The organism is Streptomyces sp. NPDC001415, assembly GCF_053597395.1.
In genome coordinates this window covers 299703-324658 of sequence record NZ_JBSFIE010000001.1, presented here as the reverse complement: position 1 = coordinate 324658, position 24956 = coordinate 299703, and the positions used below count along the sequence as shown (strand labels likewise).

At 69.9% G+C, this 24956-nt stretch carries 18 protein-coding genes; 8 read left to right on the top strand and 10 right to left on the bottom strand.

Annotation, left to right across the window (positions count from 1 at the left end):
- The first annotated feature begins 253 nt into the window (after window positions 1-253).
- Window positions 254-6622 carry an RHS repeat domain-containing protein gene (locus ACWC2B_RS01445; protein WP_450714382.1) on the top strand — a complete coding sequence of 2123 codons (6369 nt, stop codon included), beginning with the start codon at window positions 254-256 and terminating at the stop codon, window positions 6620-6622.
- A gap of 104 nt (window positions 6623-6726) precedes the next feature.
- Window positions 6727-7062: a hypothetical protein gene (locus ACWC2B_RS01440; protein WP_450714381.1), complete on the top strand. Its 336-nt coding sequence runs from the start codon at window positions 6727-6729 to the stop codon at window positions 7060-7062.
- 992 nt (window positions 7063-8054) lie between these two features.
- Here ACWC2B_RS01440 and ACWC2B_RS01435 read toward each other — a convergent pair.
- A complete protein-coding gene (locus ACWC2B_RS01435) occupies window positions 8055-8345 on the bottom strand; it encodes a hypothetical protein (RefSeq protein WP_450714380.1) in 291 nt (96 codons plus the stop codon).
- 259 nt (window positions 8346-8604) lie between these two features.
- Entirely contained in the window at window positions 8605-8784 is a 180-nt protein-coding gene (locus ACWC2B_RS01430; protein ID WP_450714379.1) for a hypothetical protein, read from the bottom strand.
- A gap of 579 nt (window positions 8785-9363) precedes the next feature.
- Here ACWC2B_RS01430 and ACWC2B_RS01425 point away from each other — a divergent pair.
- Window positions 9364-10635 carry an MFS transporter gene (locus ACWC2B_RS01425; RefSeq protein WP_450714537.1) on the top strand — a complete coding sequence of 424 codons (1272 nt, stop codon included), beginning with the start codon at window positions 9364-9366 and terminating at the stop codon, window positions 10633-10635.
- A 502-nt stretch (window positions 10636-11137) separates the two neighbouring features.
- Here ACWC2B_RS01425 and ACWC2B_RS01420 read toward each other — a convergent pair.
- The 6 genes from ACWC2B_RS01420 to ACWC2B_RS01395 all read right to left on the bottom strand — a co-directional run bounded on the left by ACWC2B_RS01420 (window position 11138) and on the right by ACWC2B_RS01395 (window position 18459).
- A complete protein-coding gene (locus ACWC2B_RS01420; protein ID WP_450714378.1) occupies window positions 11138-12469 on the bottom strand; it encodes a carboxyl transferase domain-containing protein in 1332 nt (443 codons plus the stop codon).
- A 64-nt stretch (window positions 12470-12533) separates the two neighbouring features.
- Window positions 12534-13946 (bottom strand): acyl-CoA synthetase, encoded by a 1413-nt coding sequence (locus ACWC2B_RS01415; RefSeq protein ID WP_450714377.1) that lies wholly within the window; start codon window positions 13944-13946, stop codon window positions 12534-12536.
- A 176-nt stretch (window positions 13947-14122) separates the two neighbouring features.
- Complete coding sequence (locus ACWC2B_RS01410; RefSeq protein ID WP_450714376.1) at window positions 14123-14896, bottom strand: LysE family transporter; 774 nt, start codon at window positions 14894-14896, stop codon at window positions 14123-14125.
- A gap of 88 nt (window positions 14897-14984) precedes the next feature.
- Window positions 14985-16595, bottom strand: a complete 1611-nt coding sequence (locus ACWC2B_RS01405; protein ID WP_450714375.1) for a sensor histidine kinase — start codon at window positions 16593-16595, stop codon at window positions 14985-14987.
- Between the two features lie 57 nt (window positions 16596-16652).
- A complete protein-coding gene (locus ACWC2B_RS01400; protein WP_450714374.1) occupies window positions 16653-17690 on the bottom strand; it encodes a rod shape-determining protein in 1038 nt (345 codons plus the stop codon).
- Between the two features lie 202 nt (window positions 17691-17892).
- Window positions 17893-18459 carry a hypothetical protein gene (locus ACWC2B_RS01395; RefSeq protein ID WP_450714373.1) on the bottom strand — a complete coding sequence of 189 codons (567 nt, stop codon included), beginning with the start codon at window positions 18457-18459 and terminating at the stop codon, window positions 17893-17895.
- Window positions 18460-18617: 158 nt separating this feature from the next.
- Between ACWC2B_RS01395 and ACWC2B_RS01390 the strand changes: the two genes are divergently transcribed.
- Window positions 18618-19295 (top strand): SCO2400 family protein, encoded by a 678-nt coding sequence (locus ACWC2B_RS01390; protein WP_450714372.1) that lies wholly within the window; start codon window positions 18618-18620, stop codon window positions 19293-19295.
- Window positions 19296-19393: 98 nt separating this feature from the next.
- Here ACWC2B_RS01390 and ACWC2B_RS01385 read toward each other — a convergent pair whose 3' ends face one another.
- Complete coding sequence (locus tag ACWC2B_RS01385; RefSeq protein WP_450714371.1) at window positions 19394-19816, bottom strand: MarR family winged helix-turn-helix transcriptional regulator; 423 nt, start codon at window positions 19814-19816, stop codon at window positions 19394-19396.
- Between the two features lie 156 nt (window positions 19817-19972).
- Between ACWC2B_RS01385 and ACWC2B_RS01380 the strand changes: the two genes are divergently transcribed.
- The 3 genes from ACWC2B_RS01380 (at window position 19973) to pip (ending at window position 22717) form a co-directional block, all read left to right on the top strand.
- Window positions 19973-21001: an NADP-dependent oxidoreductase gene (locus ACWC2B_RS01380; RefSeq protein WP_450714370.1), complete on the top strand. Its 1029-nt coding sequence runs from the start codon at window positions 19973-19975 to the stop codon at window positions 20999-21001.
- A gap of 173 nt (window positions 21002-21174) precedes the next feature.
- Window positions 21175-21600: an organic hydroperoxide resistance protein gene (locus tag ACWC2B_RS01375; protein WP_450714369.1), complete on the top strand. Its 426-nt coding sequence runs from the start codon at window positions 21175-21177 to the stop codon at window positions 21598-21600.
- 145 nt (window positions 21601-21745) lie between these two features.
- The gene (pip, locus tag ACWC2B_RS01370) at window positions 21746-22717 is read left to right on the top strand and encodes a prolyl aminopeptidase (RefSeq protein WP_450714368.1); all 972 of its coding nucleotides are present in this window, start codon (window positions 21746-21748) and stop codon (window positions 22715-22717) included.
- 30 nt (window positions 22718-22747) lie between these two features.
- On the opposite strand, the gene ACWC2B_RS01365 is transcribed toward pip, so the two are convergent.
- Window positions 22748-23938, bottom strand: coding sequence for a serine hydrolase domain-containing protein (locus tag ACWC2B_RS01365; protein WP_450714367.1), 1191 nt, complete (start codon window positions 23936-23938; stop codon window positions 22748-22750).
- A gap of 128 nt (window positions 23939-24066) precedes the next feature.
- On the opposite strand from ACWC2B_RS01365, the gene ACWC2B_RS01360 reads away from it, so the two are divergent.
- Complete coding sequence (locus tag ACWC2B_RS01360; protein WP_450714366.1) at window positions 24067-24921, top strand: EI24 domain-containing protein; 855 nt, start codon at window positions 24067-24069, stop codon at window positions 24919-24921.
- Window positions 24922-24956: the final 35 nt, after the last annotated feature.

The following is a 24956-nucleotide window of genomic DNA, read 5'->3' as shown; positions in this document are numbered from 1 at the left end:
ACATCAACAAGCTACCTTTTACCGTCCTCTAGTGCCCATAGTGGACACGTGGGGTTCATTTACCCAAACCGCACACGGGCGCGCTTGACCTGCACCTTGCCCGACCTCTCAGGGGTCGGACCTGGCAGTCGACGGTCCCGATTGACCGTTTAGATCAGTTAATGACGATCTGTGAAAACAAATGCTTGACAGTTCGTTTACAAGCACTGTTACGCTCCGTCGGTCATTTTTGAAAATGGGCGAGGGGTGGGGCGTGAGCCGTTTCGGCATGCGTGGATTGGCGGTTTCCATAGCCGCTGCGGTCACGGTGGGGTTGCTACCTGCCGTATCGGTGGCAGCCAACAACGAAGGCCCGGCACTGCCTGGCCTCAAACAGCCAAAAGCTGTCCCGGTGACGAAGGCCCCGACCGGCGGGGCAAAGAAACAGGATGCCGCCGCGGCCAATGCCTGGAAGCGTCCGAAGGTCGTCTGGCCGGCCGCGGGTTCAGCCGACGTCGACCTGACCGGGGCATCTGCTGGTAAGAGCGCCGGTATGTCGCTGGTCGCCAAGGCCGCCCCGGTGGGCGGAAAGCAGCGGGCTGGTTCCCTGCCCGTATCCGTCGTCGGTGTCACTGGCCGGGACCGCGCCGTGGGCGCGCCTTCGAAGGTGAAGGTAACGGTCGCCGATCAAGGCGCTGCTCAGAAGGCCGGTGTAGATGGACTCCTCCTCTCCCTCAGCCGCACCGACCAGATCACCCAACCCGGCTCCGCTCAGGTCGAGGTCGACTACTCAGCCTTCAAGGGCGCCTACGGCGGCGACTGGGCCGCGCGCCTCCACCTCGTCGAACTCCCTGCCTGCGCCCTGACCACCCCCGAAGTTGCCAAGTGCCGCACCGGGAAACCGCTTTCGACCACCAATAACACCAAGACGGGAACGCTGGCCGCGAACGTGCCACTCGCGGCGGCGCAGCCGCTGATGGCGCGCGCGGCTACGGGGGCCACCGTTCTGGCGGCTACCGCAGGCACCTCCGGCGGGACGGGCGACTACAAGGCCACCTCGCTGCAGCCTTCCGGATCATGGAGCGCGGGCGGGTCCGCAGGCGCCTTCAACTGGTCCTACCCGCTCAGCGTGCCGTCCGTTCCCGGCGGGACACAGCCCAAGCTGTCCTTGGGCTACAACTCGCAGTCCGTCGACGGCATGACCGCAGCGTCGAATAATCAGTCCAGCTGGCTGGGGGACGGTTGGTCGATGGAGCCCGGGTTCATCGAGCGCCGCTACAAGCCGTGCAACGACGACAAGACCGGCGCCACTAACACGACCAAGGTCGGTGACCTGTGCTGGTTCAACGACAACGCCACCATGTCGCTGAACGGCAAGAACACCGAACTGGTCTACGACGCCAAGAACGGCTGGCACCCGGCAGCCGACTCGGGCGAGAAGGTCGAGAAGCTGACCGGTGCCAGCAACGGTGACAATGACGGTGAGCACTGGAAGGTCACCACAACCGACGGGACCCAGTACTACTTCGGTCTAAACCGCCTTCCGGGGTGGAAGGACGCGACCACGCCGACCACCAACTCGACGTGGACAGTGCCCGTGTTCGGCAATCAGTCCGGGGAGCCCTGCTACAACGCGTCCTTCGCTTCCGCCTGGTGCCAGCAGGCCTGGCGCTGGCAGTTGGACTATGTCGTCGACGTCCATGGCGCCGCGATGGCGTACTACTGGAACACCGAGACCAACAACTACGGCCGCAACGTGTCCGAGACCACCGGCAAAGCCACCGTGACCTCGTACATCCGGGGTGGCTGGCTCGACCACATCGACTACGGCCTGCGCTCCGACACCGTCTACAGTGCCAAAGCCATGGGCCAGGTCAAGTTCGACGTCTCCGAACGGTGCCTGGACACCTGCGGAACCTTCGACACGAACAACGCGAAGAACTGGCCCGACGTCCCGTTCGACCTGTACTGCAAGGACGGCGCCACCGAGTGCAAGGACCAGTACTCACCGACCTTCTGGTCCCGCAAGCGCCTCACCACCATCACCACCAGAGCCCTGACCAGCGGCGCCTACAAGGACGTCGACTCCTGGGCCCTGCAGCAAGGTTTCCCCGCAGCTGGTGACGGCGTCTCCACTCCGATGTGGCTGCAGTCCATCACCCGCACCGGCAAGTCCTCCGGCACCATGGCACTGCCGCCCGTGACATTCGCCGGGCAGCAGAAGCCAAACCGGGTCGACAAGCTCGGTGACGGCCTGGCCCCGTTCATCCGGCTGCGCATGTCGCAGATCACCACGGAATCCGGTGGCACCATCGGCATCGACTACCTCGACCCCGAATGCACCGCCACCACCTTGCCCCCGGCCGACGGGACGAACACCACCCGCTGCTACCCGGTGAAGTGGGCCTACGAGGGCGAGACCGCCAAGCAGGACTGGTTCAACTCCTACGTCGTCCAGCGAGTCACCGAAGGCGACAACCTCGCCAGCACCCCCGACACGGTCACCGAGTACAGCTACCTCGGCGGAGCCAAGTGGGCCAAAAGCACCGATGAGTTCACCAAGCCCGACGACCGCGGCTACTCCATCGCACGGGGCTACGAGCGCGTCCAGACCCGCAAGGGCACCGGCACCGACCCGAAGACCCTCGCCGAGTCCCGCTACTTCCGCGGCATCGACGGGGCCCAGGTCAAAGACACAGATGACGCGGACGGCACTGCGGTCACCGACCGCGAGCAGTTCGCCGGGATGGCTCGCTCCAGTGCCACGTTCAACGGCGACGGTGGCGCTTTGATTACCCGCACCTCCTACACCCCCTGGCGCTCCGCCAAGACGGCCGCACGTACTCGTCCCGGGCTGCCGGACCTTGAGGCCTACCAGACTGGGACCGAGAAGGAATCCACTCGTACCACCATCACCAGCGGTGCCCGCACCACCGAGTTGACCCGTCACTTCGACGACTACGGCATGGTCGACTCGGTCTCGCAAAGCGGCGACACCAGCAAGACCGGCGACGAGCAGTGCACCATCACCACCTACGTCCGTAACACCAGCCTCTGGCTGCTGAACAAGGTCGCCGAGACCAGGACCATCGCCGGAGGGTGCGGCGCCGCCAGCAGCGCGCTGAACGACGTCATCGACGACACCCGCACCTACTTCGACAACAGCACCGACCTGAACGCCGCCCCGACCAAGGGCAACACCACCAAGACAGAAAAGATCAAGGGCGACGGCTCAGGCTACGAGACCGTCACCTCGGTCCCCAGCACCTGCGGCCCGCTCAAAACCCAGCTCTGCTACGACCAGTACGGCCGGGCCCTCGCCGCAGCCGATGCTTACGGCAAAATCACCACCACCGCCTACTCCCCGGCCACCGGTGAAGCGCCCACGAAGACGGTCATCACCAACGCGCTAGGCCACACGGTGACCGCCTTGTTCGACCCGCTGCGCGGACAGCCGACGCAGGTCACCGACGCCAACGGCAAGGTCACCACCAACGCATATGACGGCCTCGGCCGGCTCATGAAGGTCTGGATTCCCACGCGCTCCGCGGTGACCTACCCCAACTCGCCGAACTACGCCTATGGCTATCAGGTCCGTAACGACGGACCGACCGTTGTCACCAGCACCAGCCTCACCCACGACAACCAGCTCGACACCAGCTACACCTTCTACGACGGCCTGTTGCGCACCCGGGAGACCCAGTCCGAGTCACCCGACCGCTCAGGACGCCTGATCAGCGAAACCTTCTACAACACCCGCGGCGAGGCCAACCGCACCTCTGGCACCTACTACGCCACCGGCAAGGCCGAACCCGTCCTGGTCACCGGCGCGGAATCCACCGACTACCCCGCCTCCGCGGAAACCCAGTTCGACGGCGCGGGCCGCACCACCGCTGTGCTCGGCAAGCGGTTCGGGGACGTGAAGGAAACCGCCACCACCAGCTACACCGGCGACACCACCACCGTCGTGCCGCCCCAGGGCGGCACCAGCACCACAACCATGGTGGACGCCCTGGGCCGCACCACCGAAGTGCGGCAGTACACGGACGTGGATCGCACCAACTACCAGTCCACCCTGTACAGCTACAACAAGCTCGGCCGCCTGGAGCAGGTCACCGACCCCTCCGGCGCCAAGTGGACCTACACCTACGACACCCGAGGCCGCCAGACCCACGTCGACGACCCGGACAAGGGCGCCTCCAGCACCGTCTACGACCAGGGCGACCGCGTCACCGATACCACAGATGCCCGCAGCATCACCCTGCACACCGACTACGATGCGCTCGGCCGCAAGACCGCCCTGAAGAAGGGCACCAGCACCCTCGCCGCCTGGACCTACGACACCGTCGCCAAGGGCAAGCCCGGCAAGACGACCCGCTACGTCGGATCGGACGCCTACACCACCGAGATCACCGGCTACGACGACCTCTACAACCCCAACGACACCGTCGTCAGCATTCCCGCCAGTGAAGGAAAACTCGCCGGCACCTACGAATGGTTCGCCGGCTACAACGCCAACAGCGGCCAGCAGGAATACGCCTACCAGCCGGCCCTCGGAGACCTGCCCGAAGAGCAAGTCTCGACCACCTACACAGCGGTCCACGGCCTGGTCAACTTCGTCTATGCAGGCAGCGACCCTCTGATCTCGGCCACCACCTACGACCACTACGGCAAGCCCAACCGCCAGGAATACGGCGCTTTCAACCAGCACGTGTGGTCCACCACCGAATACGACGACCACACCGGCCGGGCCACCCGCGTCACCAACGACCGGAACACCTCACCCCAACGCGTCGACGACACCCGATACACCTACGACCCGGCGGGCAACCTCATTTCCATCGCCACCGCCTACGGTCAGGACACCGCACGCACCACCGACACCCAGTGCTTCACCACCGACGCGCTGCGCCGCATCACCGAAGCCTGGACCAACACCGGCGAACAGTGCGCAACGGCCCCCTCCGGCACAGTCATCGGTGGCCAGGACCCGTACTGGACCAGCTACACCTACGACCCGGTCGGCAACCGCAAGACCGAGACTCAGCACACGACCCCGACCGGTCCCACCGTCGACACCACCCGCACCTACACCGCGCCCAGCCCGGGCACCCATTTCCTGCCGAAGGTCACCCAGAGCGGCACCGGTGCCCACGATGAGACCTACGCCTACGACCAGGCCGGCAACACCAAGACTCGCTCCAGCGGCCCCAGCACCCAGAACCTGACCTGGGACGACGAAGGCCACCTCAAAACCCTCACCGACGCCACCAACACCACCAACTACCTCTACGACACCGACGGACAACGCCTCATCCGACGCGACTCCACCGGCACCACCCTCTACCTCCCGGGCGGCAACGAACTCCGCCTCGACAACACCGGCGTCGTCACCGGAACCCGCTACTACAGCGCCGGCGGGCAGACCGTCGCCATGCGCACCGGCACCAAACTCACCTATCTCCTCGGCGATCCGCACGGCACCGGCACCACCCAGATCACCTCCGACGCTACTCAAACCATCACCCGCCGCAAATCCACCATCTTCGGCGCCCCCCGCGGCGACCAGCCCACTACCTGGGCCGGAGACAAGGGCTTCATCGGCGGTACCAAAGACGCCGACACTGGCCTTACCCACCTCGGAGCCCGTGAATACGATCCGGCGATCGGCCGCTTCATTTCCGTTGACCCGATCATGGACCTGACGGACCCGCAGCAGGCGCATGGATACAGCTACGGCAGCAATAATCCCCTCGTCTATACAGACCCAACGGGCCTTCAGCAAACGTGCGGCGAGAGCAGCGTGGGCTGCTACCCGGCCGACTACAACACTGACGGCACCAAGAACACAGACTGCAATCGCAGCACCAATGACTCGTACAAGACCGGCAGTTGCATTGGTGGCGGTGGCATTGGTGGCGGTGGTGGCGGCAGCGGGGATGGCGGCGGTGATGGCGGCGGTGATGGATATGGCGGCGGCCTCGCTGGAGACGGATCGAGAACCATTCACTTCAATGTGGGGGCCGGGTCCAACCGTGGAGTGATCGTAGTCCGCTTCTTCATCCACACCCAGGAGGCTGCAATGCGCATGCTGCTGGGAGATAACCGTGGGTTCTCGGATGATCCCGATGCCCCCTACAGGATGCAGCTCGTCTGGAATACCGCGACCGGAGAGGTTACGTTTACCGTAACGGCATCCCATACAACCGGAAGGTATATTGTCCAGGACGGGCTGGGTCTCGGCGCCAGGCCGAAAATGATTGAAGGTCCACCCAAGATGCTGCCAGCTAATCAAATCATCCTGAATGGGGATTCGAATAAGACTATCCTCAGTAAGAATGTTATCAATCTAATCCATGGTTCCTCGGATGGGTTGGATGTAGGGGTTCATGGGGTAAATAGCCTCATGCCGGTTTTCTCGGTCGACGACACGATATCCGTCAGGGTTGGCAAGGGGGGAACGCTGGTGCGTCGGCAGGGCGATGCGTATCCGGACATGGAAGTCTACCAATATCAGTCTGGGCAAAAGCCAAACACGCTGGCCAGGGACAAAATGGCGCACGAACATGGCTTGAACTCGGCCCCATTCTTCCCTGCAATCGATAAGACCTGGGTATCCGGAAAATGCGCTCAGGGGTGCTGAGGGAAGGAGGTAAGCGAATGGGTAATCCGTCATGGGCAGATAGGCATAGCTGGATCCGGAGCTGTGTCGTTCGGTACTGCGCGGCATTCTGGATCGGATGGATTGTGACGGCAATCCTCGCCCAGCCCGGTAGCGACCCGCATCACCCAGACACTTTCGTGGAGATGTCAAGGTGGGAGTCGTTCAAGGACTATATGTCTGCGGGTCCTGGAATGTTCCTCATGATTGCGATTCCATCGCTGATCATCCTCCTGGTAATTGGGTGCTGTGGTCAGAAGCTGCCCACAGAGCAGTTCAGAGTCATGACGGGATTTTTCCTGTTGTTCCCTCTCTGGTTCCTGCCTTTTGTGGGGGATGGGATCATGCTGGTAACCCAGGCGGTAGTTCAGGGCTCCTTTGCCGCTGTTATGCCGGGGCCGCTAGCGCCGAAGCAGGATTGATCCAACCCTTGAGAGGGCGGGCGATAGGTCATCGTCCGCCCTTCGGGGCTGGTCGGCAGTACCCGCTTCAGTCAAAGATTGGGCGGTCGCGCGGATCCTCGAAAGCAGCCAAATCGCGGCGCCGCGTGGCGGCCGGGGTGGGGGCTCCCGTAACAGCAGTCCCGTCGAGTTTGAGATCCTGGCGTTCATGCGGATACTCCTTTATCGGGTGGGGCGGGGTCAGCTGAGGATTCGGCGCCAGACCTCAGGTCCGGGGCAGCCGTCGGCATCGAACCTGATCCATTCCTGAGCCCGCTGGAAGCCCTCGGTGTTCTGGCGGTCGGCCTTGCCCCCAGTCACGCGAGGGGCCGATCTTGCTCTTCGGGGATGAGGCCGACGTAGCGTGAAGCACAGCGGATAACCTTGTAGATAGACGGCCTGACCGGCGAAGAGGCCGCGCGGCTCCACCCTCGGGCGAAGAGGGCGGAGCCTTTTTCATCGGTAAGGCACTCCGCTGCGCGTAAGTTCAAATCCTAGGCTGCCCGTTCTGCGCAACCTGCGGCGATGCAGCCAAGCACCCCGAAGTGCCGACACGGGAAGAGCTCTTGAGGGACTCTCAGGGGACACGCAGGGGACGGAAGGATCCGGAAGGATCAGGAAGGCCCCGTAGTGAAGCGAAGGCAGGAGGCCGACTGACCTGCGGATACAGGAAGATCGAGGCAAGATCAGGCCGCGAGCGGAAGATTCGAAAAGGACTCATAATCCGTCGGCCGTGGGTTCGAGTCCCACCCGCCCCACAGCGAGGCGCAGGTGCAGAAACGATCTGGCCTGCGCCTTTGGCGTTTCTGGTGAGGGGTGCGGCTTCCGCTGGCGAGGGGCTGCCGGGTCCGCGGGCTACGGCCGGGGCACCTCGTACGAGCGATCACCCGCACGGCCTCCTCAACCCCGAGCGTACGTGTCGCGGCGCCGCCGGGAGGGCCCCGTGCCCTTGCCCGGCGCCCCTGCCGTTCGACCTAAGGCTCAGCGGTCATCCGCACATTGGCGCACCCGCGTTGCTGCTTCGCCTCGTTGTCCGTGAATGCCTTCAGAGGGGTGTTCGCGAAGTCGGGGGAGTAGCGGGGGTGGTACTGGTCCTGGCCGGCGTCATAGCTCTTGGCATTCGCATCGGGCGCCGGGAGATTCGCCTCGGCCGTGTGTTCCTTGTTGGACTCGTACGCCCACACGTCGACGTTCTTCGTGGCCAGGTCTCCGACGGGGCTGAGGGAGGATTCGACGATGCGGTCGTGGACCGGCTTCTCCTCCACGTCTCAGGGGAGAGCGGCCAGGACGTCGTGCAAGTGCTTCTGCTCCGCCCCGTAAAGATGCCCGAATGCCTCCGGGCCGTCGGCGATTCCCCGCATGATCCTGGTCAAGTGGTCGGGCGCCAGGGCCAGATGTGGCTCGAAAAGGGCGGGCTCGCCATGGGGGGATTCGTTTGCGCGGCACAGCGAAGGCCCCCGGTGGCGCGCACGGGGCGTGCGGTGGCCGGGGGCCTCTGGTCGGGGCCCGTGAGTTACGAATCTTTCACAGGGCGGACTGGAAGGCCGACGCGCTCGGCACGTTGCCGGCGGTCGCGGTGATGCGGTCGAGGGTGGCGGGGACGCGGCCCGCGTGCTGTGCCGCCGCCCGTGCGGTGAGCGGTACGCGCCGGGCGGTCCCCGGGGTGGTGGTGCGGCGGGCGGCGGCGGAGATCAGGGTGTTCATGGTTGGCCCTTCGGCGAGATGCGTCGCCGCCCCCGCCTGATGAAGGCGGGGGCGGCGACGACGCTTACTGATCGGGGGAAGCGTAGCGGCGCCCAGGGGCTTCGGCGCGCGCTTGTAGGCGTGGCATAAGGATGGTCCCGGCAGCCGGATGGGGCCGCCGCGCCCCCCACCTGAGGCGATGTGCCCCTGGGGGCGCGTCCACCGCTTTCGTACGGTCCGAGATTGCCCGGAAACCGGGTTCCGGCGCATTGACCCGCCCGGGGAGCGGGGGAGCCCGGAGAGCCCGGGGGGTACGCGGCTCTCGGCGAGTGGCCTGCGTCTTCCATCGAGGGCGGGGCCCGGGGCGCGACCCTGGAGGACCTCGCCGGGCGGGCCCCATTCGCAGGCGTCACAGGCGCGGGGTCGCCCCGCTCATGGCGCCCCCCTGTGAGGCCGCCCCTACCTGGGCGCTCGCGGCGGGGGTTAGCATCCCGCGTGACCGAACAAGCCCAGCAGCCCACCGAGACCCCGGCACCGTCCGGCTCCACTACCGGCTCCGGCGCCCGGGCGAAGCGGGTGAACGGATCCGCCGCGGGGGAGATGCGCGAGGCCGACGGATCCGCCGGCCGCGAGATACGGGACGTGCGGCGCCGCATATTCGCCGACCTCACGCCTTTCCGTATATCGGCGGACTACCGCAGGCTCTGGTTCGGCAACATGGTCTCGTGGGTCGGCAGCGCCATGACCGCGCTCGCGATCTCCCTCCAGGTCTACGACCTCACCGGCTCCAGCTTCTACGTCGGTCTGGTCGGCATCTTCACCCTCGTACCGCTGATCGTGTTCGGCCTGTACGGCGGCGCCATCGCCGATACCGTGGACCGGCGCAAGCTCGGCCTGCACAGCGCGCTCGGCTCCGCCGCGCTCTCCGCGGCGCTCGCGGCCGGGACCTTCGCCGGGGTCGCGAACGTGTGGTTCCTGTACGCGATCATCGCGCTCCAGTCGGTCTGCCAGGCGCTGAACGCCCCCGCCCGGTCCGCGATGATCCCCAAGCTGCTGCCCCCCGAGCAACTACCCGCCGCCAACGCGCTCAACTCCATGATCATGACGACCGGCACGCTCGTCGGGCCGATGCTGGGCGGGCTCGTCGTCGGCTTCGCCGGGTACAAGACGGCGTACCTCATCGACGCGATCACCTTCGCCGCCTCCCTGTACGCGATGTGGCGGCTGCCCGCGATGCTGCCCGACCGGACCGGCGCCAAGCGGGCGTCGGTCCTGGACGGGCTGCGGTTCCTGGCCGCCCGGCCCAATCTGCGGATGACGTTCTTCAGCGACTTCTGCGCGATGATCCTGGCCCACCCCCGCGCCCTGTTCCCCGCCGTCGCCGTCCTCTGGTACGGCGGCGACGCCCGCACCACAGGCCTGCTCGTCGCGGCACCCGCCGTCGGCGCGCTGCTCGGCGGGGTGTTCTCCGGCTGGCAGGGACGCATCCACCGGCACGGGCTCGCGGTGCTGATCTCGGTCGGCGGATGGGGCGCCGCCATCGCGGTGTTCGGGCTGACCCGGCACCTGTGGCTCGGCCTGTTCATGCTCGCGGTCGCCGGGTTCTCGGACACCGTGTCCATGGTGTTCCGCAACACGATGATGCAGGTCGCCGCCCCGGACGACATGCGCGGCCGGCTCCAGGGCGTGTTCATCGTGGTGGTCGCGGGCGGGCCGAGGCTCGGCGACTTCCTCGCCGGTACGGTCGCCGACCTCACCTCGCCCGCCGTGATGGTGGTGGGCGGTGGCATCGCGTGTGTCCTCGCGGTGACGGTGCTTGGGCTCAGCCGCCGGGGCTTTGCGCGGTACGACGCCCGCAGCCCCGTTCCGTAGGTGACGGGCGGCCTGGTGGGCGCCGGCCCCTGACCCGGCGTGGGATGAGCCGGCCACCTGGGGCTCCGCCCTGGACCCCGGGGGTTTGCCCGCCGCCCGTGCGGGGGCCGAGAAGGTTGAGCCCTGGGCTGCGCCCAGACCCCGGGGGTTGCCCACCCGCCACCCCCGTGACGGGGGTGGAGAGGCTGGGCTCCTGGGGCTGCGCCCCGGACCCCCTGAGGGGCTGCGCCCCTCGAACCCCCGCGGGGACTCCGTCCCCTGCACCCCTTTCAGGGCTCTGCCCCCAGACCCCTGCGGGGGACTCCGTCCACCGCTTTCGGGGCTTCGCCCCCACACCCCCGTTCGCGCCTTGAGGTCGCGCTCATCCTCAATCTCCCCCGAGCCATTAGACGAGCGGGTGGGAGGGCGGAGCCCCCGCCAGCGGGTGCCGGGTCGCAGCCGATCCACGCCCCCGGAGGGTCTGGGGAAGGGGCGGGGTGGGGGAAACCGCGTCGAGGACGAGCTACGCGCCCAGTACTCCCCTCGCCACCCCCAGGTTCACCAAGTCCTGGGGGCGCAAGTGGAGTTGGGAGGCTGTGTTGCGTACCTCCGATTCGTCGCGTTTCAGGATCGCCGCCGCGAGTTCCGGGGCGATCACCGAGAAGTAGCTGTCCGCTGTTACCCAGGTCCGGTCCGGGGACGTCAGGGCCAGGGCTCCGCCCGAGCCGCCCTCGCCGATGACCAGGGTGGTCACGGGCACCCTCGCGGCGGCCAGTGCCGCGAAGGCGTCGGCGATCGCGGCGCCCTGGCCCGCCCGTTCCGCCGCCGCGTCGTTCGCCGCGCCCGGGGTGTCCACGAGGGTCAGGACCGGGATCCCCAGACGGTCCGCCAGGCGGATCAGGCGGGCCGCCGTGCGATAGCCCGCCGGGGTGGTCGCGGTGCCGGTCTGGGCCGCGTACGCGTACGAGATCCCCTCGTGCAGGCCGAAGCCGCACAGCATTCCCGGGTCCACGCCACCACACCTGTCGCCCGACACGGCCTGTCGGTGCGGGAAGTACGCGTCCAGGTAGGACTCGGCCCGTGGCCGGCCCGTCGCGCGGGCCCGGGTCACCGCCTCCCAGCCGTCCGCCGGGAGGCCCGACTCCCCGAGCGGGGCCGGCACCGGTGCAGGCCCCGCTCGGTCGGGCCCGGTCAGCAGGGTCAGCCAGCTCGCTACCGCGTTCCGCAGGTCGTCCTTCTCCACGATCGCGTCGATCTGGCCCGCCGCCAGCTGGCCTTGTGCTCCGTAGGCCGCCGGGTCCGCGTCCGCCGGGCGCACCCGTGAGCCCGCGAAGCCGATCTGGGCGCCCGGCAGGGCCAGGATCACATCCGCGCCCGCGCCCAGCGTGGCCCAGCCGCCGCCTGTCGTCGGGTCGCGCAGGACCGCGATCTGGGGCAGCCCCGCCTCCCTGAGCAGCGTCGACTGCCGTGCCACGCGCTGGAGTTGGGTCAGTGCCAGCATGCCCTCCTGCATACGGCTGCCACCCGTGGCGATCAGCGAGACCAGCGGAAGCCGCCGCTCCCGCGCCGTCTCGTACGCGGCCTCCAGACGGTCACCCGTCCGCAGCCCCAGCGACCCGCCCAGGAAGCCGAACTCGAAGGACAGCACCACACACGGACGACCCTCCACGGACGCCACGCCGCAGATCACTGATTCCTTCTCGCCCGTACGTTCCGTCGCGCGCGCCCGTGAAGTCCCGTAGCCCGACCATGCGAGGGGGCCGTCCTCGGGGAAGTCCCGCTCGGGTGCCGGGAGTTCCTCGAAGGCCGTCGTCGCCGCCGCGATCGCCTCCCTCGCGGACATCCGCTCAGGCATCCGCTCAGGCATCCGCTCAGGCATCCGCTCAGGCATCCGTGCCGACATCCGTTCAGACATCCGTTCAGACATGCAGGGCTCGCTTCATGATCTTGCCCATGTCGTTGCGGGGCAGTTCGGACAGGTAGCGCACCACGCGCGGACGTTTGTGGGGGGCCAGCTGGGTCGCCACGTGGTGGGCCAACTCGGCTTCCTCCGGCGGGGATTGGGGGTCCGTCGGGACCACCCAGGCCACGATGCGCTCGCCCAGGTCCGCGTCCGGCTCGCCCGTCACCGCGGCCTCGCGGACGCCCGGGTGGTCGAGCAGCGCGTTCTCGATCTCGCCCGCGCCGATCTTGTAACCGCCGCTCTTGATGAGGTCGGTGGCTTTGCGGCCGACGATCCGTACCTGGCCGTCCGCGTCCACGCTCGCCATGTCGCCGGTACGGAACCAGCCGTCCTCGGTGAACGCGGCAGCCGTCGCGTCCGGCCGGTTCAGATAGCCGCTGAACAGGTTCGGCCCCCGGACCTGGATCTCGCCGATGCCGTCGGCCTCGTCGGCGAGGCGCAGGTCGACGCCGGGCAGCGGTGCGCCGACCGTGCCGGGGCGGGCCCCGCCGTCGGCCCTCGCGGCGCACAGCATGAGGGTCTCGGTCATGCCGTACCGTTCGATCACCGCCCGGCCCGTCGCCTCGGCGATGCGGCGGTGGTCGGGCGCCGGGAGCGCCGCGGAGCCGGACACCAGGAGCCGCGCGCCCGCCAGCGCCTTCGCCAACTCCCGGTCCCCGCCCACCACTTCGGCGATCCGGTGGTACATCGTCGGCACCCCGAACAGCATCGTCGCGCCCGCCGACAGCTCCCGCGTCACGCCCTCCACCGAGAACCGGCCGAGGTGGCGTACTGAGCCGCCGTGGCGCAGCGGGCCGAGGACGCCCAGGATCAGCCCGTGCACGTGGAACAGCGGCAGCCCGTGCACCAGGACGTCGTCGGCCGTCCAGCCCCAGGCGTCCCGCAGCGCGTCCAGCGTCGCCGCGAGCGCGCGCCTCGGCAGCACCGCGCCCTTCGGCGGGCCGGTCGTGCCGGAGGTGTACACGATCAGCGCGGGCGACTCGGCCGCCGGTTCCACGGGCAGGGCCGTGTCCGTTCCCGTCAGGGGTACGTCGATACGCTCCAACTCGGCCAGTACGAGCGGGAGTTGGTCCTCCGGCGAGGCCAGTACCAGCGTCGGCCGGCTGTCGCCCGCGATGTGGGTCAGCTCCCGTTCGCCCGTCTTCGGGTTCAGCGGCACCACGGGGACGCCTGCGACGAGCGCCGCCACCACGCCGACCACCGTCTGCGGGGTCGGCGTCGCCCAGACCGCGACCCGCCCGGCGCCCGCGAGCCGGCGGGCCAGGGAGCCTGCCGCGCCCGCCAGTTCGGCGTGGGTCAGCGACAGCCCGCCGAAGCGGATCGCCTCCCGGGGCTCGGCGGCGTACAGGGAGGGGAAGAGAGGGGACACGTACGGGACTCCTCGGATCTCGACGGCGCGGGCGGGGCCCGCACCGTGCCGGGTCCCAGGTCGTCGACCCTACGCGGCGCCGTCCGGACGCATGATCCGCATCCTGCCGTACGCGCCCCCGCGTCCCGCTGGAGCGGGCCGTGCCCTGAGGATCTGCGTCCGTCCGACCCAGGTCCTCAGGGCAGCGGGAGCGCGACCTTCACCGCGTACAGGGCGACCAGCCCGTATCCGGCGCGGAACGTCCAGGCGCGGGCGGCCGGGGAGATCCGGGCCCCGGCGAACCCGCTCGCCGCCACCAGGAGCTGCTGCCAGAGCAATGAGGCCAGGAAGACCCCCGTAACGAACACCGCTCCCGCCGCGCCGCCGCTGAGGGAGGAGCCCCGGGCAGTGGTCAGGGCGGCGAAGTAGAGGGCGGTGGTCGGGTTGATGAGGGTGAGCGCGGCGAACCGGACGAAGGTACGGGCGGGGGCGTCCTTCTTCGCTGGGCCTGTGGGCTTGGCCGGTGCCGAGGCCGCCATCCCAGCCGGCTCCGCGTGCACCGCTGGGCCCGTCCGCTCGACCGGTCCCGCGTGCACCCCCGGGCCGGTCCGCTCGACCGCCCCCGCCTCGCGTACCGCACGCGCCCCGTCCGCCCCGTCCGCCCCGCGTCCCGTCTCCCGCGGCCGCGCCCCCCACAACCCCCGCACCGCGATTCCCGCCAGCACCAGCGCCGACACCAGTCGCACCCATGCCTCCGCGCCGGACAGTGCCTCGGCGACCAGGGGGCCGAGCGCCGTCGCGAGTGCCGCGTACGCCAGGTCGACCGTGGCTACGGCCGCCGCCGCTGCCATCGCGCCCCGCCGCTCGCGCATCCCCTCCTGGATCAGCAGCACGCCGACCGCGCCCACCGGCACGGCCACCCCGAGGCCCGCCGCCGCTCCCGCCACCGCTGTCGTCCAGAGATCGGTCATGGCCGTCACTGTGGGGGCCGAGCGCGCCGTACGCAGCTCATTTTCCCGGCGAGGACCATGGGGCGAGGACTATTACGGGCGAGGTCCGCTACAGCGGGGCCTGCCAGGTCAGGGTCGTGCCTCGGATGCCGTCGTCGCGCATGCCGTTGTCGACGACGGTCAGGCGCACCCCGGGCCGCCCGTCGGGGAGTTCGGCGCCCGCGTCGACGACGACGCGTACCGAGGACACCCCGGCCCGGCGGTGCGCCGCCGCCAGGGCGCCGCGCAGGGCGGCGACGAGCTGGGCGTCCACCGGCTCGGTGACCAGGGTGTCGACCGCGCCCTCGAAGCGCACCGAGGGCCGGAAGCCGAGCAGCGCGCCCGCGCCGGCCGTCTCGCGCAGGACCCGGCCGCGCAGGGTCGTCGGGGCGTCGGCGGGCGGCTGCTGGAGGGCGAAGATCGCGGTGCGGACCTCCTGGATGGTGGAGTCGAGCTCGTCGACGGCCCGGGTCAGCATCTCGTCCGTGTCGTCGGCCGCGGCCTTCTCGGCCCGGCGTCTGGTCGACTCCAGCATCATCTCGGTGGCGAACAGGCGCTGCACGACCAGGTCGTGGAGGTCGCGGGCGATCCGGTCGCGGTCCTCGTACACCGCGAGCTGTTCGCGGTTGTGCTGGGCGTCGGCGAGCACGAGCGCGAGGGCCGCCTGCGAGGCGAACTGGGCGGCGAGCAGCCGGTCGACCGCCGTGTACGGGCGGTCGCCGCGCCGCCGGGGCAGCGCGAGCGTGCCGATCAGCTTGCCGCCGCTCTGCAGCGGCAGCATCATGCTGGGCCCGAACCGGGTGCGTACGTGCGTGGTCATCCGCGGGTCGGTCGCCGAGTCCTCCAGGAACACCGGTTCCCCGCCCAGGAGTTGGACCAGGACGGGCGAGCCGGGCTCGATGGTCGTGCCGATGATGTCGTCGGGGTCGTCCGGCGCGGAGGCCGCGACGATCTCCATGCCGCCCGCGGGGGTGGGCTGGAGCACCACCCCGGCGGCCGCGTCCGCGAGCAGCCGGGCCCGCTCGGCCACCGTCGTCAGCGCGTTGGCGGCGGTCTCGCCGGTGAGCAGGGAGGTGGTGACGGCGGCGGCGCCCTCGATCCAGCGTTCCCGCAGCCGTACGGTCTCGTAGAGGCGGGTGTTGCCGATGGCGATGCCGGCCTGCGCGGCGAGGACCCGCAGCAGCGCGAGGTCCTCCTCGGTGAAGGGGCCGCCGCGCTTCTCGGTGAGGTAGAGGTTGCCGAAGACCTGGGTGTGGACCCGGATCGGAACGCCGAGGAACGAGCTCATCGGGGGGTGGCCCGGCGGCAGGCCGGCCGAGCGGGGGTCGGTGTGCCGGTCGTCCAGGCGCAGGGGCCGCGGGTCGTGGATGAGGGCGCCGAGCAGGCCGGTGCGGCCGTCGGGCAGCGTGCCGATCCGCTCGCGTTCGGCGTCGGTGAGCCCGGTGGTGTACAGCTCGGTGAGCCGGCCGCGCTCGGGGTCGACCACTCCGAGTGCCCCGTACTTGGCGTCGGTCAGTTCGGTCGCCGTGTCCACGATGTGCTGGAGGGTGGTGCGCAGTTCGAGGTCGGTTCCGACGCCGAGCACCGCCTCCAGGAGCATCGGCAGCCGGGGCGCAGTGCTGTTCGGATTGTCCGGAATGTCCGGGCTCTCCGGGCTTTCCGGGCTCTCGGCTTCACTCATCCTTCGAGGATCTCTCACCGCGGCCGCCCGCCCCGGCAGGAGCTGCTGTCGCGCTGCTCACTCGGCCAGCGGGTCGAGGACCATGGGCTGGATCTGGCCCTCCAGCATCGTGCCGAGGCCGAGAATGGCGCACACGTCGGGCCGTTCCGCGATGTGCACCGGCATGCCCGTGTAGTTGCGCAGCAGCTGGTCGAGGCCGGGAAGCCGCGCGCTGCCGCCGACCATGGTGACGCCCCGCTCGGCGAGGTCGGCGACCAGGTCGGGCGGGCAGTCCCTCAGCACCCTGCCGATGCCGTCGAGCACCGCGGTCAGCGGGGTGTGGATGGCGTCGCGTACGGCGGCCGTGTCGACCAGGACCGAGCGGGCGCGGCCGGTGGTGACGTCGCGGCCGTGGATCTCGGTGGATTCGGGGCCCTGCGGGGTGAGGCCGTTGTCGTTCAGGGCCAGTTGCAGCGGGCGCACGGACTGGCTCGGGACCATCAGTTCGTGCTGGTGGCGCAGGTGCTGGATGACGGCGTGGTCGATGGCCTCGCCGCCGATCGGGATGCGGACGGCCGTCACGGTGGCGCCGAGCGAGAGCACGGCGATCTGGGTGGTGGCGGCCCCGCACACCATGATCATGCTGGCGGTGGGCTGCTCCACCGGGAGCCCGCAGCCCACGGCGGCCGCGATCAGGGTGTCGACGAGCTCGACGCGGCAGGCGCCGAGGCCCATCAGGGTCTCCGTCGCGGCGCGCTGGGCGAGCGGGTCGCTGTCGTGCGGGGTGCAGGCGGCGGCGCGCAGCCGCGGCTTGCGGCGCAACTGGCGGCGCAGCTTCTCGCCCAGCAGATGGCGCAGCATGCGCTGGGCCATCTCGATGTCGATGACGGTGCCGCCGGACACCGGGCGGGCCACCCGGATGTAGTCCGGGGTGCGGCCCGTCATCTGTTCGGCGAAGGTGCCGACGGCGATGAGCGCGCCGGTACGGGTGTTGACGGCGGTCACGCTCGGCTCGTCCACGACGAGCCCTGCTCCCTTGACGAAGACACGGGTTCTGGCGGCCCCGAGATCGACGGCGACATGGCAACGGCGCAACTGCTCAAGACTGACGGTCACGGCGGATCCTCCCGGGAGCGGTACTTAGTTCGCATCTTGCGACCGCCCGGTGACCGGCGCGCGCTGGGATGCGCCGGTAGGGGAGCCCCGATCTGACGCCCAGCCAGAAAGCCTCCACCCCGCGTGACAGCCCCCTCTCTGCGGAACAGCCCCCTCTCCGCGAAAGCGTGGGAACGCACGGAACCCGCAGGCGTACGCGGCCTCACGGAAGGAGCCGCTGGAGCAGCCCCCACGTGAACTCCGCGACGCGCGTCCCGCCGCCGGGCAGGGTGATGGCCAGCTGCCAGCGGGTCGGCGCCGAGCCCTCCATCGGGCGGGCCGGGGCGAAGGCCCGCGCAACCTCGTCCACCGTGCACGACCAGGGGCGCAGATCCTCCTCCCCGCGCAGCGCGGGGCCCGGGGTGCCAGGGGCTCTGACCAGCCATTCGTTCCACACCGCACCCCCAGGCCCGGCCAGCACCTCGAACCGCAGCCCCGGCCAGAGCGGCACCGGCCACAGCTGGGCCTCGCAGTCCAGGTCCCCGATCCTGCGCGGCACGACCGCCTCGGGTGCCCCGAGCACCGAGCGGTAGCGGGACAGCGCGCCGCGGGAGCGCGCCGACCGGACCATCGCCTGCCAGCGCTTGTTGGCCTCGCGCATGTCCGCCATCGAGGCGCCCAGCTCGTGCCGGGCGTCCTCGACGAGCCCCGGCTGATGGTCGGCCATCCGCCGCAGCAGCACGAGTTGGAAGTCCAGCGGGCCGAACGGCCGCGTCACGGTTTCCGTCATGACGTCCATCCTGCCCGGCCCTCAGACACAGGCTCCAACAACGCCCCGGTCCATGGTGATTCGTCACGCCGCCACGCCCCGGAAGCGGTTCTTCCGCACAAGATCCACACATCTCCGGCCCCTTTTGTTGTCCGGTCGCCGCATAGCCTCCCTGGGCCATGGATTACTGCCACTCCTGCCGACGGCACCTCAACGGCGCACTGGCCTGCGCCGGATGCGGAACCCCCGTGGAGGCGCTGGCGCCCGCGCCCGAGGACGAGCTCCTGGTGTACGCCGGTGCCGCGCCGTCCCGCCGCGCGGAGGTGCTCACACCTTCCGGTCATCGCCGTGCCCGCAAGGGGCGGCGGGCCCGGCGCAAGCGGGGCAAGGTGATCCTCTTCGGGTCGGCCGGGCTGGTCCTGGTGGCCGGGGCGGTGGGGTTCGTACAGATGGCGCTGGAGCCGCCGCCGGGGAACGACCGGGCGTCCGCCGTGCGGGAGGACCAGACGATCTCCGACCCCCAGCCGCTGCCGTCGGGCAGCGCGGCCGCGGTGCCCGTGAAGCAGTCGGGCAAGCCGGCGTCCTCGCGGGGGCGGGGTTCCGGTACGGCTTCGGGGAAGCCCGGCCGCCCCGGCGGGGCCGGCCCGGGGGAGCCCGGTCCCGTGGAGTCCGGCCCGCACAGGAGTGCCCCTGCCCGGGCCTCGGCCACGCCCGGCCCCGGGCCCTCGGGGGACGTGCCCTCTGCCCCCTCTTCGCCCGGCGCGCCCGGGGGCCCCGCGCCCTCCGCGCCTGCTTCGAATCCCCCTCCCCCTGCCCCGCCGAAGCCCTGCAAGCCGTTCCTGTTCTGGTGCATCTGACCCGCTGCGCAGGGCATGCCGGCGCGTGCGTTTCGGCTGCGGGCCGCCTGTGGCCGGTCGCGCGGTTCCCCGCGCCCCTTCGGGCGCACCAGGATCGGCTAAGCCCCCAGCATGCGCCTGAGCAGATCCCGCAGGACCGTCCGCTCCTCGGCCGAAAGCTCCGCCAGTGGCTCCCTCGCGAAGTTCAGGGAGTCGCGCAGGTCGGTGGCGGTGGTGAGGCCTTCGGCGGTGGGGGCGGCCAGTTTGACGCGGCGGTCGGCCGGGTCGGGGCGGCGCTCCACCAGGCCGCGCGCTTCGAGGCGGTCGACGATGCCCGTGATGTTCGACGGCTCGCACTTCAGCTTCTGGGCGATCTGCCGCATCGGCATCGGTTCGAGGGCGAGCAGCCCGAGGACCCGCGCCTGCGCGCCGGTGAGGGAGTGCTCGGCGGCGGCCCGCTCGTACTCCTCGTAGTAGCGGCCTACGACCGTGCCGATCAGCTCGACGACTTCGAGGCTCAGGGGATCCATTCGGGGGGCCATACCCCTCAGCCTACCGAGTTACTTGACAATCTCAAATATCCCGGCGCATTGTTCTTTCAGTACCTGAAGTATTCGGGGCGCCCCCGACCCACCGCGCCCCCGTACCCCGTACTCGACGTATCGATCAGCATTTTGCTTCGCAGGAGGACGCACCCCATGGCCACCTCGCCCGCACTCCCCGCCACCAGCCGTGAATGGCACCTTGTCGCCCGCCCGAACGGCTGGCCCGTGCCGTCCGACTTCGCGCTGCGCGAGACCCCGGTCACCGAGCCCGCGCCGGGCCGGATCCTGGTCCGGAACCTCTTCATGTCGGTCGACCCGTACATGCGCGGCCGCATGAACGACGTGAAGTCGTACATCCCGCCGTTCCAGCTGGAGCGGCCGATGGACGGTGGCGCGGTCGGCGAGGTCATCGCCTCGAACGACGAGAAGTTCGCCGTCGGCGACCACGTCCTGCACCAGCTCGGCTGGCGCGAGTACGCCGACCTCGACGCCAAGCACGCCACCAAGGTCGACGGCGAGCTCGCCCCGCTCTCCGCCTACCTCGGCGTCCTCGGCATGCCGGGCCTCACCGCGTACGCCGGTCTCCTGGACGTCGCCTCCTTCAAGGAGGGCGACACCGTGTTCGTCTCCGGCGCCGCCGGTGCCGTCGGCAGCCAGGTCGGCCAGATCGCCCGGCTCAAGGGCGCCTCGCGCGTCATCGGCTCGGCCGGCTCCGACGAGAAGGTCAAGTGGCTCGTGGAGGAGCTCGGCTTCGACGCCGCCTTCAACTACAAGAAGGGCCCGGTCCTGGAGCAGCTGCGCGAGGCCGCCCCCGACGGCATCGACGTCTACTTCGACAACGTCGGCGGCGAGCACCTCGAAGCGGCCATCTCCGTGCTCAACGTGCACGGCCGCGCCACGATCTGCGGCATGATCGCGGGTTACAACGACACCGAGCCCACCCCCGGCCCGCGCAACATGGCCATGATCATCGGCAAGCGGCTCCAGCTCAAGGGCGTCCTGGTCGGCGACCACTACGGCATGCAGCAGCAGTTCGTCGGCGAGGTCGCCGGCTGGCTGGCCTCGGGCGAGCTCAAGTACAACGAGACCGTCGTCGACGGCATCGAGAACGGCGTCGACGCCTTCCTCGGCATGCTGCGCGGCGAGAACACCGGAAAGATGGTCGTCTCCTTCGGCAAGTAGCCCCGACGCCGGTATAAGGCTGCGGCAGGTGGCTCCTCGGCGGGCCGGGGTGCACGGCCTGGAGTGACCCATCGCACACTCCCCCTCGCGGTTTCCGCCATCCGATAAGGTTTTTCCACATCCCGGCGGCCGTGAGGCGCGAGCGGCCGCGAATCCAGGAGGAGCACCCCAGCATGTCCATACAGAAGTCCGAGGTCCTCTACACCGCCGTCGCCACCGCGGAGAACGGCCGCGACGGCCGCGTCTCCACCGATGACGGTCGGCTGGACGTCGTCGTGAACCCGCCGAAGGAGATGGGCGGCAGCGGCGCGGGCACCAACCCCGAGCAGCTCTTCGCCGCCGGCTACAGCGCCTGCTTCCAGGGCGCCCTCGGCGTCGTCGCGCGCAACGAGAAGGCCGACATCTCCGGCTCGACCGTCACCGCGCACGTCGGCATCGGCAAGAACGACGACGGCTTCGGCATCCACGTCGAGATCACCGCGAGCATCCCGAACGTGGACCGCGCGACCGCCGAGGGCCTCATCGAGAAGGCCCACCAGGTCTGCCCGTACTCCAAGGCGACCCGCGGCAACATCACGGTGAACCTCGCCATCGCGTAACCAGCGCCCTTCGAAGGACCGCGCCCCGACAGGCGCGGTCCTTCGCCGTGCCGGCCTCCGTGACCTGCCCGCCGCGCGGGGCCGTTCGCCATGCCGGCCCGCCCGGCCTTCCCGCGGCGCGGGGCCCTTTGTCATGCTGGCCCGCATGACCTTTCCCGAGACGGCCCCGTACGACCACGGCATGCTCGACACCGGTGACGGCAACCTCGTCCACTGGGAAGTCTGCGGAAATCCGGACGGAAAGCCCGCCGTCGTGGTGCACGGCGGGCCCGGATCCGGCGCGGGGCCGTTCTGGCGCCGCTACTTCGACCCGGCCCGTTACCGCGTCGTCCTCTTCGACCAGCGCGGCTGTGGACGCTCCACGCCGCCCGTCAGCGACGCGTCGACCGGTCTCGCCACCAACACCACCCGCCATCTGATCGCGGACATGGAGCAGCTGCGTGAGCACCTCGGCATCACCAAGTGGCTTGTGTTCGGGGGCAGTTGGGGCTCCACGCTCGGCCTGGCGTATGCGCAGACGCACCCGGAGCGGGTCAGTGAGATCGTCCTCTTCTCGGTCGTGACGACCAGCCGCGCCGAAGTGGACTGGATCACCGAGGGCGTCCGGGTCCACTTCCCCGACGCATGGGCCGCCTACCGCGACGCCGCCCAACCCCGCGAGGGCGAGCGGGTGGTCGACGCGTACGCCCGGCTGCTCGCCGACCCCGACCCGGCCGTGCGCGAGGAGGCCGCCCGGAACTGGTGCCGCTGGGAGGACACCCACGTACAGCCGGCGGGCGCCCGGCTCGTGGACGACTTCGGCGATTCGCGGTACGCCGACCCCGCCATCCGCATGACCATCGCCCGCCTCGTCACCCACTACTGGCGGCACGCGGCGTGGCTGGACGAAGGTCAACTCATCGACGGCGTAGGCAAGTTGGCCGGAATCCCGACCGTCCTCATCACCGGAGGGCAGGATCTGAGCTCGCCGCCCGACGCGGCGCGGGCGCTCGCCGCGGGATGGCCGGGCTGCGAACTCCTGGTGATCGACGACGCCGGGCACGGCCTGGGCCCCGGCATGAGCGAGGCTGCCCAGGCGGCGCTCGACCGGTTCGCCGGTTCGCCCGTTGCTGAGTGATTCGGAACCGAGTGATCCGAATGCGCCCCGCTACTGGGCGATCGCCGCGTCGTAGACCGCGCGCGACAGCGGCACGTTCTCCGGGGCGGCGCCGCCCGGGAAGGCGAACCGGCGCCGCGTGTAGCCGTACGCGAGGCCCGAGCGCGGGTCGCCGAAGGCGAGGGAGCCCGCGGCGCCGCTGTGCCCGAACGTGTCCGCGCCCAGCGACGGGTACTCGACGCCGAGCGCCTGGAAGCCGAGGCCGAAGGCGGACGGGCCGCCCAGGACCAGGTCGGTGCCGTGCGAGTGGACGCGGGCGAACTCGGCGACCGTGTCCGGCTTCAGGAGCGGGCCCTGCCCGTTGAAGTCCCCGAGGGCGGCCGCGTACATTCCGGCGATGCCGCGCGCGTTGCCCGAACCGCCCACGGAGGCGGGGCCCTTGGTGAGCGAGGCGGACGAGTTCGCGAAGGCGACCAGGTCGAAGGACGGGTCGGCGCTGGTGTTGAACGCGATCGCCATACGGTTGTAGCGGCCGTTCGGGCTCGCGGCGAGGACGGCCTGCTGCTCGGGCGTCGGGAGCATCGGCAGCACGTCGCGGTAGCGGGACCGCTCGGCCTCGGGCAGGCCGAGGAAGAAGTCCAGGCCGTACGGGGCGCGGACGCGCTCCTCGAAGATCTCCTGGATGGAGCGGCCGGTCGCCCGCCGCACCACCTCACCGGTGAGCGCGCCGATCGCGAGCGCATGGTAGCCGTGGCCCGAGCCGGGCTGCCAGAACGGCCGCTGGCCCGCGAGCCGTTCGGCGACCACGCGGTCGTCGGCCAGCTCCTCCGGGCTGAAGCCGTCGTCCGCGCCGATGACGCCCGAGCGGTGCGAGATGAGCTCCCGCAAGGTCACCGCGCCCTTGCCCTCGGCCGCGAACTCGGGCCAGTAGTGGGCGACTTCGCGGTCCAGGTCGAGTACGCCGTCCTGGACGAGCAGCGCCACCACGAGGTGGGCCGCGCCCTTGGTGGTGGAGAAGACACCGGTCAGCGAGTCCCCGGCGACGTCCCCGGACCACAGGTCCACGACGAGACGGCCGTTCTTGTACGCGGCGAGCTGGGCCGCCGGGTCGTGCTCCTCGCCCGCCACGAACGCGGCGAACTCCTCGCGCACGCCCTCGTAGCCCTCGGCGACGGTGCCCTGCACGGTGGTGGCGTCGGCGCTGGTGTGGGTGCTGGCGTCGGTGCTGATGTCGGTCGACATTGAAGTCCCCCCGGGATCGTTGCTGTTGATGGGCACAACCCATGGGTTAGCGCCCTTCATTCCCGCAGTGCTGAGGAATTTTGGGGCGGCTGGATCTGGCTCTGTAGGGGCCGGATAAGGTCGGTGTCATGCGTGATCTAGGGGTGGGCTTCGGATATCTGGTCAAGGGGCAGCGATGGGCCGCCGGGCACGGCAGATCCCTCGGCACAGGACTGCTGCCCGGTCTCATCACCCTGGTGATGTACGTCGGCGCCCTGGTCGGTCTCGCTTACGGCGCCGACGACTTCGCCGACTGGGCGACACCCTTCGCCGACGGCTGGTCCTCGCCCTGGCTCGGCCTGTTCCGCGGCTGCCTCACCGCCCTGGTCTTCGCGCTCGGCCTGTTCCTCGCCGTGATCTCCTTCACCGCGGTGACCCTGCTCGTCGGCCAGCCCTTCTACGAGAAGCTGTCCGGCGACGTCGACCGGGCCGAGAGCGGCGGCGAGGCCCCCGAGTCGGGCCTCCCGCTCTGGCGCGACCTGTGGATCTCCGCCCGCGACTCGCTGCGCATCCTGGTCAGGGTCGCGTTCTACGGCATCCTGCTCTTCGGCCTCGGCTTCGTCCCGGTGATCGGCCAGAGCGTGATCCCGGCGATCGGCTTCTGCGTCAACGGCTTCTTCCTCGCCGAGGAGCTGACCGCGGTCGCCCTCCAGCGCCGCGGCATGGAACTGCGCCCCCGTCTGGCCCTGCTGCGCTCGCGCCGCCTGCTGACCCTGGGCTTCGGCGTACCGCTCGCCCTCGCCTTCGTGGTCCCGCTGGTCGCGGTGTTCCTCATGCCGGGCGCTGTGGCGGGGGCGACGCTGATGGTGCGGGATCTGCTGGGCGAGTCGTCCGACTCCGACTCCGACTCGGATTCCGGTGACGGCGGCGATGGCGAAGCGAACGGGTCCGGAAGCGGGGACGGCGCCGGTCAAGGACCGGTCCGCATCCCGGAAAGGCCTTGATCCCGGGGGTGGTCGCGGTCAGAGCCTGTGTCTGA